Origin of the sequence: Exiguobacterium aurantiacum, assembly GCF_024362205.1 — a bacterium.
GTDB classification, from domain to species: Bacteria; Bacillota; Bacilli; order Exiguobacteriales; family Exiguobacteriaceae; genus Exiguobacterium; species Exiguobacterium aurantiacum_B.
Genome location: NZ_CP101462.1, coordinates 239,955 through 255,749, shown reverse-complemented (window position 1 = coordinate 255,749; position 15,795 = coordinate 239,955). Strand labels below are relative to the sequence as shown.

At 53.0% G+C, this 15,795-nt stretch carries 15 protein-coding genes; 11 read left to right on the top strand and 4 right to left on the bottom strand.

Annotation, left to right across the window (positions count from 1 at the left end):
* The first annotated feature begins 20 nt into the window (after positions 1-20).
* Both NMQ00_RS01470 and NMQ00_RS01465 read left to right on the top strand, forming a co-directional pair.
* Complete coding sequence (locus NMQ00_RS01470; protein ID WP_255177617.1) at positions 21-932, top strand: Gfo/Idh/MocA family protein; 912 nt, start codon at positions 21-23, stop codon at positions 930-932.
* A gap of 14 nt (positions 933-946) precedes the next feature.
* Positions 947-1,132, top strand: a complete 186-nt coding sequence (locus NMQ00_RS01465) for a hypothetical protein (RefSeq protein ID WP_255177616.1) — start codon at positions 947-949, stop codon at positions 1,130-1,132.
* Between the two features lie 37 nt (positions 1,133-1,169).
* Here the strand turns inward: NMQ00_RS01465 and NMQ00_RS01460 are convergent, their stop codons facing one another.
* Positions 1,170-2,087 carry a DMT family transporter gene (locus NMQ00_RS01460; RefSeq protein ID WP_255177615.1) on the bottom strand — a complete coding sequence of 306 codons (918 nt, stop codon included), beginning with the start codon at positions 2,085-2,087 and terminating at the stop codon, positions 1,170-1,172.
* Positions 2,088-2,414: 327 nt separating this feature from the next.
* On the opposite strand from NMQ00_RS01460, the gene abc-f reads away from it, so the two are divergent.
* Complete coding sequence (gene abc-f / locus NMQ00_RS01455) at positions 2,415-4,262, top strand: ribosomal protection-like ABC-F family protein (protein WP_255177614.1); 1,848 nt, start codon at positions 2,415-2,417, stop codon at positions 4,260-4,262.
* A gap of 20 nt (positions 4,263-4,282) precedes the next feature.
* Here abc-f and NMQ00_RS01450 read toward each other — a convergent pair whose 3' ends face one another.
* A complete protein-coding gene (locus tag NMQ00_RS01450; protein WP_255177613.1) occupies positions 4,283-4,444 on the bottom strand; it encodes a hypothetical protein in 162 nt (53 codons plus the stop codon).
* A 94-nt stretch (positions 4,445-4,538) separates the two neighbouring features.
* Between NMQ00_RS01450 and NMQ00_RS01445 the strand changes: the two genes are divergently transcribed.
* A complete protein-coding gene (locus tag NMQ00_RS01445; RefSeq protein WP_255177612.1) occupies positions 4,539-4,871 on the top strand; it encodes a hypothetical protein in 333 nt (110 codons plus the stop codon).
* A 558-nt stretch (positions 4,872-5,429) separates the two neighbouring features.
* On the opposite strand, the gene NMQ00_RS01440 is transcribed toward NMQ00_RS01445, so the two are convergent.
* Positions 5,430-6,284, bottom strand: coding sequence for an HAD family hydrolase (locus NMQ00_RS01440; protein WP_255177611.1), 855 nt, complete (start codon positions 6,282-6,284; stop codon positions 5,430-5,432).
* 167 nt (positions 6,285-6,451) lie between these two features.
* On the opposite strand from NMQ00_RS01440, the gene NMQ00_RS01435 reads away from it, so the two are divergent.
* The 7 genes from NMQ00_RS01435 to NMQ00_RS01405 all read left to right on the top strand — a co-directional run bounded on the left by NMQ00_RS01435 (position 6,452) and on the right by NMQ00_RS01405 (position 14,826).
* Entirely contained in the window at positions 6,452-7,966 is a 1,515-nt protein-coding gene (locus NMQ00_RS01435) for a BCCT family transporter (protein WP_255177610.1), read from the top strand.
* A 120-nt stretch (positions 7,967-8,086) separates the two neighbouring features.
* Positions 8,087-9,364 (top strand): kynureninase, encoded by a 1,278-nt coding sequence (gene kynU, locus NMQ00_RS01430; protein ID WP_255177609.1) that lies wholly within the window; start codon positions 8,087-8,089, stop codon positions 9,362-9,364.
* Between the two features lie 11 nt (positions 9,365-9,375).
* Positions 9,376-10,215 (top strand): tryptophan 2,3-dioxygenase, encoded by an 840-nt coding sequence (gene kynA, locus NMQ00_RS01425; RefSeq protein ID WP_255177608.1) that lies wholly within the window; start codon positions 9,376-9,378, stop codon positions 10,213-10,215.
* Between the two features lie 14 nt (positions 10,216-10,229).
* Positions 10,230-10,853: an arylformamidase gene (gene kynB, locus NMQ00_RS01420; RefSeq protein ID WP_255177607.1), complete on the top strand. Its 624-nt coding sequence runs from the start codon at positions 10,230-10,232 to the stop codon at positions 10,851-10,853.
* 124 nt (positions 10,854-10,977) lie between these two features.
* Positions 10,978-11,964 carry a glycosyltransferase family 2 protein gene (locus tag NMQ00_RS01415; RefSeq protein ID WP_255177606.1) on the top strand — a complete coding sequence of 329 codons (987 nt, stop codon included), beginning with the start codon at positions 10,978-10,980 and terminating at the stop codon, positions 11,962-11,964.
* A gap of 25 nt (positions 11,965-11,989) precedes the next feature.
* Entirely contained in the window at positions 11,990-12,301 is a 312-nt protein-coding gene (locus NMQ00_RS01410) for a GtrA family protein (protein WP_369696448.1), read from the top strand.
* Positions 12,298-14,826 carry a YfhO family protein gene (locus tag NMQ00_RS01405; protein WP_255177604.1) on the top strand — a complete coding sequence of 843 codons (2,529 nt, stop codon included), beginning with the start codon at positions 12,298-12,300 and terminating at the stop codon, positions 14,824-14,826. Before NMQ00_RS01410 ends, NMQ00_RS01405 begins: the two co-directional genes overlap by 4 nt.
* Here the strand turns inward: NMQ00_RS01405 and NMQ00_RS01400 are convergent.
* Positions 14,819-15,703 carry a MurR/RpiR family transcriptional regulator gene (locus tag NMQ00_RS01400; RefSeq protein WP_255177603.1) on the bottom strand — a complete coding sequence of 295 codons (885 nt, stop codon included), beginning with the start codon at positions 15,701-15,703 and terminating at the stop codon, positions 14,819-14,821. The genes NMQ00_RS01405 and NMQ00_RS01400 overlap by 8 nt on opposite strands.
* Positions 15,704-15,795: the final 92 nt, after the last annotated feature.

Here is a 15,795-nt window from a genome sequence, read left to right as displayed (position 1 = left end):
ATAGAAAAGGAGTGGTACATATGCGTCAGCCTAAAATTGGTGTCGTCGGTCTCGGCGGCATCGCTCAGAAAGCGTACTTACCGATTTTATCGAACAGCACATCGTTCGAACTGATCGGTGCCTATTCTCCGACCGTCACCAAACGCGACGCGATTTGTCGGGCCCATCGGATGGAGTCGTTCACAGGACTTCCCGAGCTCGCGGCGTCCGTCGATGCGGCGTTCGTCCACAGTTCGACCGAGACGCATTTCGACGTCGTCTCTTATCTGCTCGCACACGGTGTCGATGTGTATGTCGACAAACCGCTCGCCGCGACAATCGAACAAGCGGAACGTCTCGTCGAGCTGTCCGAGCAGACGAGCCGAAAGCTCATGGTCGGCTTCAATCGTCGCTTTGCCCCGATGTATCAGCACGTGAAAGAAGCAGCCCCGTTCCACACGCTCGACTTCGTCAAGCACCGCGGGGACGGGTTGCGCGGCCATGACTATCAGTTCACGTTGCTCGATGACTATTTGCACGTCGTCGACACGCTACGTTATTTTGCTGGAAGCGACTTGCACCTCGTGACCGGGCATATCGAGACGGCCGAGACGAACGGGCTCCATTTCGCCCGCCACGTCTGGCAAGATGAACACGGTCTTCATACGACGTCGATGCACCGCAAAGCGGGTGTCAATCATGAAGGACTCGTCGCAATCAACGACGGCCTTCGCGTGACGGTCGACGAGATGGTGACGCTTCATCGTTTCGAACACGGCGCTCATTCGACGAAGACGTTCGGGTCATGGGACACGCTCTTGACCCAACGCGGGTTCCAAGGGGCGATCGACCACTTTATCTCGGCATTGACCGAAGATACACCGATCATGACCGATGGGCGTGAGGCGCTCATCACGCAACAGATGGTGACAGATTTGTTCAGCTTACGCTAAGAGGAGGAAAACAAATGGATTTCTTTTTCTACATTATGGTCATCGTCGTCGTGTCCATCGCCGCGGACACGTTCAACAAGACACAAAAGGCACGTATCGAGGAGCTGAGGTTAAAAGTCGAACAAGAAAAGCTCGCCATCCAGCGGCTCGAGCTCGAGATGAAGCGCGACGAAGACAAACTCGATCATCATGGATTTTGAAAAGACGGTCGGCCCTTATCGGGTCGACCGTCTTCACTTATAGGATATGCCGTTCTGAGGCGAGTCTTGCGTCACTTATCCGTTTTTGCCGCCGTTCGGCGAGTGTCGACCACGTGACGGCCGTGACGATGCAGGCGGCACCGATAAAGAAGTTGCGGTCGAGCCGTTCGTCGAGGACGAGCCAGCCGAGATAGCCTCCGACGAGCGGTTGGAAAAAGAAGAACAGCGAACCGACGCTCGCATCCATGAGCTCGAGCCCTTTGTTCCAAAAGAAGAACGCCCCGGCTGTCGAGATGATGCCGACGTATAACACGCTGAGCCAAAGCACCATGGTCATATTCGGAAGACCAGACGCGACCACTTCCATCCCCATGAGCGGCGTCATCAACACGAAGGCGATGCCGATGGCGAACGTCGTGATCGTCAATGACGACATCGTCTCGGAAGCGATTTTTACATAGATGGACATGAGCGCCCACGTGATGGCAGCACCGACCAAAACGAGGCTACCGATGAAATACGTGCCTTCGACGTGCCAGCCGACGACGATGATGACCCCGGTTGTCGCCAACAGGAGTGACCCGATTTTGACAGGTGTGAGCCGCTCTTTCAAGATGACTCGGGCAAAGATCACCATGAACGCCGGTGTCGCCGCTGTGACGAGTGATCCCGTATGAGCGTCGGACAGTTTCGTGCCGATGAACTGGAACGAAATCGAGGCGACGTAACCGATGACGCCGACGAGCGCAATCCATTTCCAGTCGCTTCGGCCGATCCGCTCGCGTCCGAACGCCCCCCACATCACGAACAAAACGACAAAAGCGACGGCGTAGCGCATCCAGACGAGCGTGAACGGTTCGATATAGCCGAGCGCATATTTACTGACGACGTACATCCCGCCCCAAATACTGGCGGCGAGCGTTAAACTGATGGCACCGAGCCATTCCTTGCGCATAGCGTCCCTCCTCCCTGATGCCTAAACAATACGACACCGTTTATTAAAATTCCTGTCTCTCCAGTTGTCGAACCGACCGAAATCGCTTACAATTATCGTAATGATGATTGAAAGGAGGGAGAAAGGTGAACTTTGTCGGACGTACGCATTGGTCAACAGAACATTTGTACATTTTGCGTGCGATTTTTCACGATGTCGCGTAACTATAGGACCCGTCTGTCCTTTTTTAGACATTGCTGAAATACGACAAAGCGCCTCTCTTTCTTGCCGAGCGCTTCTTTGCGCTCGGCTTTTTTGATAGGCCTCTACCTATAGGAGGAACCATCCATGTTCATCGAGTTACAACACATTCAAAAACAATTTGGCGGCCACGCCGTCTTGACCGATGCCAATCTTCACGTGAACGCCGGCGAGCGAATCGGGCTCGTCGGACGGAACGGGAGCGGCAAGACAACGCTCCTGCGCCTCATCGTCGGTACCGAGTCCCCAGATGAAGGAACAATCTATCGAAAACAACGGCTGACGATCGGCTATTTGGCTCAGATTCCCGCCCATCCCGATAAATCAGGTCGAGACGTGCTCTATACGGCGTTCGCCGAGTTAACGAGACTCGGTGACGAGATGCGACGACTCGAGGAACAGATGATTTCAAGTGACGACATCGAAGCGCTTCTAGAGACATACGGCGCCCTGCAGATGCGCTATGAAAACGGTGGCGGGTATGCCATCGATTCGAAAGTGAATTCGATGATCGATGGGCTACGCCTGACCCGCTTCGTCGACAGACCGTTTGATACACTAAGCGGTGGCGAACGGACAAAAGTCGGGCTCGCCTTGGCGTTGCTTCAAGAACCAGAACTGCTCATCTTAGATGAACCGACGAACCATCTCGATTTAGAAGCGATGACTTGGCTCGAGTCGTTCCTTCGTGACAGTCCGTCCACGCTCCTCCTCGTCTCGCATGACCGTGTGTTTCTCGATGCCGTCGCCACGCGCATCGTCGAATGTGAGGATGGGGAGTTGGCTAGTTTCGATGGCAACTATAGCGCATTCGTCGCCCAAAAAGAAAAGCGGTTGCTCGATCAGTTCCACGCCTACACGGAGCAACAGAAGAAGATCAAGAAGATGAAGGAAACGATTCGCCAGCTAAGACAGTGGGCCAACGAAGGCAATCCACCGAACGAGAAATTTTATCGGCGTGCCAAGTCGATGGAGAAAGCACTCACCCGCATCGAGACGATCAAAAAACCACGACTCGAGGCCGTGCAACCGGACATTCAGTTCACGGCTCAGGGGCGGACCGGACGCGATGTGTTCGAAGCAATCGATGTGACGGTCACTTACGACCGGACAGTCTTCGAAAACGTCTCGTTCTACGCCGGTCATGGCGAACGCATCGCCATCGTCGGTCCAAATGGGAGCGGCAAATCGACCTTGTTGAAAGTATTGCTCGGTCACCTCGAACCGACCTCGGGCACTGTGCGACGAGCGGAACGGGCCCAAATCGGCTACTTATCCCAACACATCGACTTCGATGACTCTTACCGGCTCATCGAGGCGTTCCGCGATCGCATCGCCGTCGATGAAGGGAAAGCTCGTCAACTGCTAGCCCAATTCCTCTTCTATGGCGCGAGCGTCTTCAAACCGGTCAAAGATTTGAGCGGCGGCGAGAAGATGCGCCTTATGCTTGCTATCCTCATGCACGAGGACATCAACGTGCTCGTGTTAGACGAACCGACGAACCATCTCGACATCGAAGCACGTGAGGCACTCGAGGATGCACTCGACCGCTTTACCGGCACACTCGTAGCCGTCTCACACGATCGCTACTTCTTGAACAAGCTGTTCCCGATCACGTATTGGCTCGACGGGACAGCGTCACGTTTCCCGGGAAATGTAACGTATGCACTTGAAAAACGTCAGCGCGAACCGGAAGCAATTGTGGCGGTACCGAGGAAAACGAAATCAACAGAAGCGGCTGTGACGACGGTACATGTCCGAGACATAGCGGCGGATGAAGCCCGCCTGACCGAGCTCGAAGCATCACATCGATCACTCCTGCACCAGATGAATGAGACGAACGATGTAGAAAAATTAATGATATTGCAGCAACAAGCCGATGCGCTCCAAGCAGACATCGACACGTTGTTGAACCAACTGCTTGAATCGATGTAACCAAAAAAAACGGCGTCCGCTTAGCGGCGTCGTTTTTGTTCGAACCAAGCTTGGACGAGAAAACCCGTCACCCCAAGCGCCATCAAAAAATAGGGAACGACACGGGGGACAGCGCCCGTTTCCCCCATCGTCATGAGAATCAATCCGCTCACGAACGTCCCGAGCCAGTATATTTTCGGCATATCGTCACTCCTCACTATTTCACCTTGTAATTTGTCAGAATTTTTCGTAAAATATTCTGACATTCTTAACTTTGTATCGAAAGGAGATGCGCTCATGCCAAAACGAAACTGGGAGACGATTTTCCGAACCACCCTCGTCGTCACAATCACGCTCGCCACCTTCCTCTACGTTCGCTACTCGACTGAAATCGAGGAACGCGAACGTGCATTAGAGCAACACCTTGCGACTCATTATAACATTTCGACGGACACCTATTCGATTGATGGGACCCTCTCCTTAAGCGGTTACGTTTATGATTTGACGTTCGAAGACGAGCCTGACGCTGCCTATACATTTCAGGTCGAACAAGCTGCGGACGGCCATCGCGTGAAGTTCGAACAAGCGGATGGCAAACAGCCGGCCCGGGTCGCCACGTTCGCCCCATAAGAAAAAGCGCCACGTATGTGGCGCTTAACGGTGAGCGTTTCTAGTAGAGCGGACTTTCACCCGACCGAGAAATCTCCCGGCCGACCGTCCCATGGAGTAAATCGATACGTGCTAGAAAATGGACGCGGTTCAGAACGTGATTTCGGTGCGTTCGTTCGTCTGAACATCAATCTGGCCCTGCACAGAGACGTTGCCTCCGGGATGGCCATAACTGCGTTTCGACATAATAAGATTGAAATCCATCTTGAACCTCATCATGCCCACCTGTTTTGAAACACCGAACTTCCTAGACGTCTCATCTCCCACATATCCTTTTTGTCTGCCCCTCACCTCTCGCGCGAGGTCAGGTGGACGACCGTTTGAAATAGGAGATCACCTAGTCAGCCGGTCTTTCAACCAACTTGTCTCTCGTTTCACCGAGCCGGCCTCAGTCAAACAACGATTGAATCTTCGTTTCATCCGTTGCCCCCTTTCAGCTCAACACGTTGAATGAGGACTACACTAATACATTAACCGTTTTACGTGTCATCGAATCCCTGTTCACCATTTCTCCAAACTTTAGTCGTCGATATAATGGTCGAGCGCATAGGCGACGCCATCGGCCTCGACATCCTTCGTGATATGAGTGCTGATGTCTTTCAACGGATCGACGGCGTTCCCCATCGCGATCCTCGTTTCCGCCACTTCGAACATCGAGATGTCGTTTAGATTGTCTCCGATGGCCACGACGTCTGCCTGTGGAATCCCATGGTGTTCCGCCAACTGTGTCAAGGCCATCCCTTTGCTCGCGTTCGGATGGCCAATCTCGATTTTTGTCCACCCTGCCGTCGTGATCAAAATATCGGTCCGGGGCTCATACAGCTTCCGGAGTTCGTGCAATTTGCGTCGGTCGAACGAATAGACGAAGACTTTGTACACTTCATCGGCCTCGAAATCGATTTCCTCGATTGCATCGACGTATGTCAGTCCGAACTGCTCGTTTTGAATTTCAATTTCCCGCTCGCCCCATTCCCGCGTGAACGATTGGTCGTGTGGCAACACCTCATCCAGCTCGCCCTTCAGTAAATCGGTGCCCGAACGGAGCACTTTCACCCCGGCGTTCGTATAAAATTCAACATACGCCCCGTGCTCATGGGCCACGTCCCATAACTCCTGTACGACGTCTTTCGGGAGCGCGTGATAATAGATGCGCTCATTCTCATAGAAAGCGATCGCCCCGTTCCCGGACAAGATCGGACAAGTCAACCCGCTCCGTCGCAGCAATTCTTCGATATCATGAATCGACCGTCCCGAAGAGATGGCGACCAAATCTCCCTCGGCTTGGCGACGCCGGATCGCGGCTTGGTTCGTTTCTGTGATGACACCCGTTCGAGACAATAACGTCCCGTCTAAATCGATGGCTATCAATTTCATGTTTCCAATCTCCTTTCAAGCTCGTCTCTCATCATTCCATTCCCCGAATTCATGCATCTCAACGCGCGCATGATATCATTCCGGCATATAGGCGTTTTCCTTTCCAACAAATAGGGAAATATTTATTAGTCCTAAATAATAATTTGTGCGTTTGGAAAGGAGTCCTTATGAACACTTCACCTGAAAAGCCACGCTTGAATCGCGTGTTCTACATTTCGGCGAGTCTCATCGCTCTCCTCGTCCTTTTCGGTGCGATTCGTCCGACATTGTTCGCGACGATCGCCGGAAACATCTTTAACTTCACGACCCGTTCGTTCGGTTGGTTTTACTTACTCGCCGTCTTCTTGTTCGTCGTCTTCCTCGTCTTTCTCGCGTTCAGTAAATACGGGAAGATACGGCTCGGGACGGATCAGGATCGTCCGCAATATCCATTCTTCACTTGGATCGGGATGCTGTTCTCCGCTGGCTTCGGAGTCGGACTCGTCTTTTGGGGCGTTGCCGAACCGATGAGCCATTTTATCACCCCTCCCTATGCGGATACGACCGAACTGACCGTCGAAGGGGCTCGACTGGCCATGGCCTATTCGTTCTTCCATTGGGGCGTCAGCCAATGGTCCGTCTTCGCCATCGTCGGCTTGATTATCGCATATTTCCAATTTCGTCGAAATGCGGACGGCCTCATCTCGACGAGTCTGTCTCCGCTCATCAAAGACCGTCCTTACAAACAGCCTCTCAATCAAACGATTGATATTTTAGCCGTCATTGCGACCGTCATGGGTGTCGCCACTTCACTCGGTCTCGGTGTGCTCCAAATCAATGGCGGATTGAACAGTGTCTTCGGGTTGCCGAACACGGCGCTCGTCCAAGTGTTGATTATCGTCGTCCTGACCGTCTTGTTTTTGACTTCGACGACGACCGGTCTCGACCGTGGCATCAAATGGCTCAGTAACATCAATCTTGGAACCGCGCTCGTGTTGATGGTGTTCGTGTTCTTCGCCGGCCCGACCATCTTTATTTTAGAGACGTTCACGCTCGGGTTAGGGGATTACTTACAGAACTTTATCCGCTACAGCCTCCGGTTGCAACCGTACCAACAAGGAACGTGGGTGCGCGATTGGACCATCTTCTACTGGGCCTGGGCCATCGCCTGGTCGCCGTTCGTCGGTGCGTTCGTCGCCCGCGTCTCGCGTGGCCGAACGATTCGGGAATTTATCGTCGGCGTTCTCGTCGTACCGCCATTCATCGCGCTCATGTGGATCGCCGTGTTCGGCGGAACGGCCCTTCACCTCGACTTATTCGAGGGGACATCAATCGCACAAGCGGTCGATGCCGATGTGACGAGCGCCTTGTTCGTCACGTTCGCCGAACTGCCGTTTAGTTTCATTTTATCGACCTTGTCGATTTTGTTGATTCTCACCTTTTTGATCACGTCAGCCGATTCAGCGACGTACATCATTAGCAGCATGACGACGAACGGGAGTTTGAACCCACCGCTCACCGTCCGGATCGTCTGGGGTATCTTGCTCGGCGGGATTGCTGCCGTTCTACTAATCGCGAGTGGGCTTGAAGGGTTGCAGACCGCTTCACTGATTTCCGCTCTCCCGTTCACCGTCATCTTACTCTTGATGGTGTACACGCTGTTCAGCCTGTTACGCAAAGAGAACGTCCGCAAAATCAAATAGGAATTCGGGTCGCCCAAAGGCGGCCTTTTCTTATGGCGATGCGTCCCTTCATATTGACACGTGCAAAGGCGATTGCTACGCTTTTGTCAGCATGACACGCAAGTCAAAGGGGGAAATGATATGGCTCAAGATTTCACACGGACGTACGCGGAAACACGCGACGCCAGCGACACGCTCGCACCATACCGGGGAGAATTTTATTTGCCGACAGACGGGATTTATATGGACGGGAACTCGCTCGGTCTGTTATCGAAACGGGCCGAACAGACGCTCCTCGAATCGCTGAACGATTGGAAAGAGCTTGGAATCGATGGTTGGATGTCGGGACGCCATCCATGGTTCAACTTATCGGAACAATTGGCCGCGCTCAACGCCCCGCTCATCGGAGCGAGAGCCGAAGAAGTGATGGTCACCGGGTCGACGACGGTCAACTTGCACCAACTCGTCGCCTCGTTCTTTAAACCGGAAGGCAAGCGGACAAAGATTTTAGCTGACACGCTCACATTTCCATCTGACATCTATGCCTTGAAAAGCCAACTCGAACTCCGTGGACTCGACCCGGCCGAACATTTGGTCCAAGTCTCGAGCCCAGACGGACGCTACTTGAAAGAAGAAGACATCATCGCGGCGATGACGGATGACATCGCCTTGATCGTCTTACCGACCGTCCTCTATCGTAGCGGACAAATCCTCGATATGGCCCGTCTCGCCAAGGCGGCACACGAGCGAGACATCTTGATCGGCTTTGACGCCTGTCATTCAGTCGGCGCCATCCCGCACGCATTCCATGACTGGGGTGTCGACTTCGCCTACTGGTGCAACTATAAGCATTTGAATGGCGGACCTGGCAGCGTCGGTGGTCTGTTCGTTCACGAGCGTCACTTCGGGACGACGCCCGGCCTTGCTGGTTGGTTCGGCTCACGCAAAGATAAACAGTTCGATATGGATCATACGATGACACCGGCCGATCACGCAGGAGCGTTCCAAATCGGGACCCCGCACGTCTTGAGCCTGGCCCCGCAACTTGGCGCCCTCGAGATGTTCAACGAGGTCGGCATGGACGCCATCCGCGAGAAATCGCTCGCCTTGACGACGTATATGACCACACTGATTGACGAAGTGCTCGCGCCGTACGGCTTCGTCATCGGCAGTCCACGTAGCGAGACGCAGCGTGGTGCCCACTTGAGCCTCGAGCATCCGGAGGCGGCCCGCATCTGTAAAGCACTCAAACAGCATCGCGTCATCCCGGACTTCCGGGCCCCGAACATCATCCGTTTGGCGCCGGTCGCGCTCTACAACACGTTCACCGATGTGTACGATGTCGTGATGACGTTACAAACAATTATGGAAAACAAAGAATACGAGGCGTTCGAGAACGTCCGCGAAGTCGTGGCCTAAGGAGAATCGATATGAGTGAACGGATTGAACATAAAGTCGAGCAGTCGATTCAGACAGATTTTTCGAAAGATATGTCGTACGGTGACTATTTGCAACTCGACCCGATTTTATCGAGTCAGCACCGCTTATCGGACCATCATGACGAGATGCTGTTCATCATCATCCATCAGACGAGTGAGCTCTGGATGAAATTGATTTTGCATGAACTGACGGCGGCCGTGACCGCAATCGAGACGGGAGAGCTCGAGCGTTCGTTCAAGATGCTCGCCCGCGTCTCGAAGATTCAACAACAGCTCATCCAGTCGTGGAGCGTCCTCGCGACATTGACTCCGGCTGAATATTTGGAGTTCCGCGACAAACTCGGTTCGTCTTCTGGTTTCCAATCGTACCAAAATCGCCAAATCGAGTTCGCGCTCGGCTTTAAGAACGCGCGCACGCTCAGCGTCTATGCCCATGACGAGAAACTGTATCCGCTTCTCGAGGCGTCGCTACAGGCACCGAGCATCTATGACATGACCGTCCGCGAAATGCACCGCCGTGGCCTTGCCATCGATGACGCCGTGCTCAACCGGGACGTCACGAAAGATTGGGAATGGAACGAGAGCGTCGAAGCGGCTTGGGCCGAGGTGTACCGGGACGTGGACAAGTACTGGGACTTGTATGAGCTCGGAGAGAAACTGCTCGATATCGGCAGCCAGCAGCAGATGTGGCGCTTTAACCATATGAGCACGGTCGAGCGGATTATCGGTCAAAAGATGGGAACCGGCGGCTCGTCCGGCGTCAACTATTTGCGACGTGTCCTCGACCATCGCTTCTTCCCTGAACTTTGGACCGTCCGGACAAAACTGTGAGGAGGATGAACACGATGACATGGATTGATGTTTCGCAACCGCTCGAAGATTCAATCACGACATGGCCCGGCGACACGGCGTTCCGTTACGAGATTGCCTGGCCGATGGCCGACAGCGGTTCGGTCAACGTCGGGAAAGTGACGATGAGCCTGCACACCGGCACGCACATCGATGCCCCGTTTCATTTCGACGACGCCGGACAGCGCGTCATCGACCTTGATCCCGGCCTCTATATCGGCCCGGCCCGAGTCATCCATCTCCCCGGCCGCGAAAAAATCGAGGCGACGGACTTGGACGGTTTTGACTTGACCGGCGTCGAACGATTGATTTTAAAGACGGACGGCTGGCCGAATAAGCAGGAGTTCCCGAGCCATATCCCTGAACTTACGCCTTCACTCGCCGACCGCCTCGGCGAGCTCGGGATTTACTTGATCGGTCTCGATTTGCCGTCAGTCGATGCGATTGACAGTAAAGAGATGGCGGCGCATCACGCGCTCGCACGCAACGGGGTCCATATTCTCGAAGGACTCGTCCTCGACCATATCGCCCCTGGTGATTACGAATTGAACGCCGTGCCGCTCCCGATCGTCAAAGGTGACGGTAGCCCGGTACGCGCGCTGTTGCGTTCGCTCGACTAACGACACATCCATCCGGAGTCCGGATGGATGTTTTTTATGGGAAACTGTGGGGCTACGCTTGACCCTATCTGATTAAGGGAAGAGAGGTATTATTCGAACTGTGTAGAAAGGAGTGTTTTTCTTCATGAAAATCATCTCATTTGTCCTCCCCGCCTATAACGAAGAAAAAAACATTCCACTCATTTTTAAAGCGATTCAGGAACAATTTGAAGGAACGCCATATGGCTACGAGATCGTGTTTATCGACGACGCGAGCTCAGACGATACACTCGGTGCCATCAAACGATTGGCGAAACAGCATCCCGAAGCGCGTTACGTCTCGTTCTCACGAAATTTTGGAAAAGAAGCCGCTATCCTCGCAGGTCTGCAACACGTCACCGGTGACGCATCGATTATCATGGACACGGACCTGCAACATCCGCCCACTTTGATTAAGCAAATGGTGGCCGGTTACGAGGAAGGTTACGATCAAGTCATCGCCAAACGTGACCGAACCGGCGAGAGCGGTCTCCGAAAGTTAGCGTCCCAAACGTACTACACGTTAATCAATAAGATTGTCGATATTGAACTCGAAGACGGGGTCGGTGACTTCCGATTGCTCAGTCGTGATGCAATCGATGCAATTCTCCGGATGAACGAGAATCAGCGCTTTTCAAAAGGGTTGTTCTCCTGGATTGGGATGGAACAAAAAATCATCACCTATCAGAACGTCCTTCGTCAAAACGGAGAGACGAAATGGTCGTTTCGTCAGTTATTCAATTACGGCGTCGACGGCTTGATTTCGTTCAACTCCAAACCACTCCGCTTCTGCTTCTTCACCGGGGTCTCAATCCTGGTCCTGTCGATGCTGTATATTTTATTCACGCTATTCGGGATTATTCAAGACGGCGTCGAAACGCCAGGCTATTTCACGCTCATTTCGGCCATCCTTTTGCTCGGAGGGATTCAACTCGTCAGTCTCGGGATTATCGGTGAATATGTCGGACGCATCTATTTCGAGACGAAACAACGTCCCGCTTATTTGATTCAAGAGACTAATATGCAAAGGAAGAGTGTGAATGAACAATCGGAAGGCAGAGTTTATAAGATTCATCGTCATCGGGGGAATTAACACCCTCAATTACTACGTCGTTTATATGCTGTTTCATCACGTATGGAACATCAGCTACGGGGTCTCTCATGTGGTGGCGTTCACGCTCAGCATGGTCGCCTCTTTCTTTTTAAACAGCTATTTCACGTTCAACGTCAAACCGACGCTACGTAAATTTTTGCAGTTCCCGCTGACACAAGTCGTCAATTTCACGGTCACGACCGTCTGTATTTATGTGCTCGTCGAACAGCTCCGGGTGTCGACTGCCATCGCCCCCCTGTTCGCCATTTTCATCGCCGTACCGGCGACGTTCATCGTCACGAGTAAGATTTTGAAGCAGGGGCACTCCGCCATATGAAAAAAGGATTGCTCATCGCTGCCGCTTTACTCGTGTCCACCGTCGCCCATTCCTTTTTCATCTATTATCAGTCGCAAGGTGGTTACATCGCTGGGACGAATGACGGATTATCGCAGATGGTCCCGTTCAAACATTTCCTGTACGAGACGTTCCATAAAGGAAACCTCGTCTATGCGGAAGACTTCGGCTTTGGCGGTGGAATCATCACGCAGCTCGCCTATTACTATGCGACGTCGGTCGTGTTTTGGCTCACGGTCGCTGCCGTCTCACTGTTCGACGTACTCGGACTCATCACGCCAGACCTCGAGCTGTGGTTACAGCTTACCCTCGTCGTCAGCATCATCCGTCTCGCCGTCGTCCTTTTGTTAGCGACATACGCGTATCGGCTGTTCCACGTCAGAACATTTCACGCCTTCGTGGGTGCCGTCCTATACGGGGTATCTGTCATGTATATTCGCCATGTGACGTTTTGGGAGTTTTTCGCAGACGCCTTTCTTTGGGTTCCGCTCCTCGTCATCGGGCTCGAGCGCATTATCCGGCTTGGGCGCGCCGACTTTTTCATCGTCATCAGCGCGCTCATGCTCGTCAACAACTTCTACTTTGCGTATATCAATTTGGTGTTCGTCTTTGTCTACGTCGTGTTCCGCCAGTTCATCCACTTCCCGGAAGACCGTCTCAGACGCCGGCAACAGTGGCTGCTATATAGTGGTTCTGGTGTGCTCGCATTGCTTCTTAGCGCTTTCGCATTCATTCCCGCGACGTATGGATTTCTGCAAAATGAGCGACCGTCTCTCGAGCACGAGATTGACCTGGTGCGATTCGATAACATTTTGTACGATAGCCGCCTGTTCATCATTCCGGCCGTCTTCATCCTGTTCGCGCTATATCGACCCCTCTATCGCCAGACGGCGTTTCGTCTCTTTGCGGCGATGAGTCTTTTATTCACAGCACTCCATTTCAGCCCACACGTCGGAAGTTTCTTCAACGGTTTCTCGGCCCCGCAATATCGCTGGGAATATCTTGCGAGCTTTACAATCGGTGGTGCGGCAGCTGTCGGTTTATCGCATTGGCGGTTTGAAAGAAATGCGTTCCTTACTGCCGCTATTGGCACAATTGTGTTCTATCTCCTGTTCGGTCTGTTCGGGAATGTGACATGGCCTGTCGGTCTCGTCATCTTTGGATTGATGCTCGTCACCGTGGCGTCGCTTTGGTGGAAACCCCTCCTCGCGCCATACATCATTCTCGCCTCGTGCCTCATCGTCTTTAACGGCTATACGAAACTCGTGCTTCACGATCAAGCCATCGTTAAGACGAACGAGTCATTCGTGAACAGTTCCGATTATGACAGCGCCGAACAACGTGAACTTCTTGCGCTTGTACAAGACGATGCCGCCCCGCTCGAACGACTCGATTGGATGGTCCCTTTGCGCAACAACACACCTATCGTCCAGTCGTTTCTCGGGACTAGCCTATACTCGAGCATATTGAACGGGAACCTGTTGACGCTCTATTGGAGCGACCTCGAAATTGATATGGGACGGGAGAGCGTAAGCCGATACGGCACGCTCGGCAATCGCGCCAACCTGCATCACTTATTATCGAGTCCGTACTGGATGCGCCATAACAACGTGGCGAGTGAAGCACCATACGGTTTTACCTTGCTCGCCGAGAGTGACCGATATGCTGTCTATGAAAGCGAGACACGCCTCCCGTTCGTCCGGACGACGACGTCCACATATCGTCAAGATGCTCTGAAAGACGCCTCGATCTTAACGCGCGAACAAGCGATGTTGACCGGTGTCATTTTAGAAGATGGCAACGAAGCACCATTACCGGCCCAATCGCTCAACTTTACGATGGAGGCTACCGACGCCGAACTTGAGGCTGAAACGCTCCGCGTCACAATGGACGACGGTGGCATCGACTTGATCCCTGACGTCCCCGCAACAGCGACCGGAGACTTGTATGTCTCATTCAATATCCGAAAGCTCGAAGGCGACGGGTTTTTTATCAAACTAGGTGGATACCGGACGACGCGTAAACCTGAGGCGTCGATTTACCGGACCGACCTCACATCGATGACGCTCCGCACACCGATGTCCGAGCGCATCCCGTTACGTCTTCCCGAAGGCACATATGCACTCGAAAACGTGACCGTCGAGTGGGAAGATTATGCGACGCTCACCAATGTGTTGCAAGAGACGAATCAGCGTCCTGATATCCCGGTCACTTGGGATGGCCCGGACCTCGACTTCACCATCGAGGACGCCGAGCCTGGAACGTATGCCGTTCTCCCTGTACCATTTGAACGCGGATGGCGCGCTTCCGTCAACGGAGAAGCCCGTGACGTCTTACCGGCCAATTATGCGTTCAGTGCAATCCAGCTCGATCAAGGACGAAACGAGGTCGAACTGACATATCGTCCGCCATTCTTTAGAATCACAACGGCGATGACATTGCTTGGTCTCGTCTTGTTCATCAGCTATCTGATATATGTACGTCGCAAAGAGCATCCGTTCACGTGAACGGATGCTCTTCTTCTTGCATGACCTCACTTGAAATCTTGCGATGATCGAACCGTTTGGAGATGTGCACTTTATACGCCATGTTCGCCGCATAGTCTTTCGAGAACACACCCGCATACAGCAGGTCGAGCAGGCAATGAATCGAATCGTTCGATGTGAAGCTGCCGATTTTGGAATAGAGGCGCTCCCGTGTCGTCAAACGAAGCGCACAATCCGCCTGGCTCGAGATGGCATTCTCCCCGAGACTCGTCATTGCGAGCATCGGGACGCACCGTTTTTTCAAATAAGGGATCAGTCCAAGCGTGTAATCGCTCTCCCCTGTATACGAGATGAGGAGCGCACACGTCGTTTCATCGGAGTTGGCCGCCTCGAACTCGGCATCCACTTCACACAAGCTGACTTGTTTGCCGATGCGATTCATCTTCGATTTGAAGTCATGACAAAGCGACAAGTTATGAATCGCAGAGAAGATTTTGATGTGCCGCGCCTCACTTAACATCGTCACGGCCTGTTCGTACGCCTCATGATCGAGCAACGACAGCGTATCCTCAATCGTCATCTGTTTGAGCGCCGCCAGCTTGTTCGCCACGACCATCAACTGGTCGCCGGCCGCAAACGGTTCGTTGGCATCGATGTCCGAGAAATGCCGGTTCAAATACTCGATTTCCTCCAAAAATTGTTCCTTCAACTCGACCCAGCCGGTGAACTCTAACTTTGCGGCGATTCGGCTGAGGATGGACGGGTGCGTGTACGTCGCCGCCGCGATTTGCTTCATCGTTTGGTCGTGGATGCGCTCCCGCTCTGCGAATAAATAGTCGATGACGTCTCGTTCCGACGGCGAGAATCCATCCTGTTTCATTTTTTCAGTCAACAGCATAAGCCAGCTCCTCACGTGAATGACATTCACAAAAAATAATCGAACTTTGTTTTATTTTGTAAACGCTTTCTGAGTTATCTCGAAATCCATTG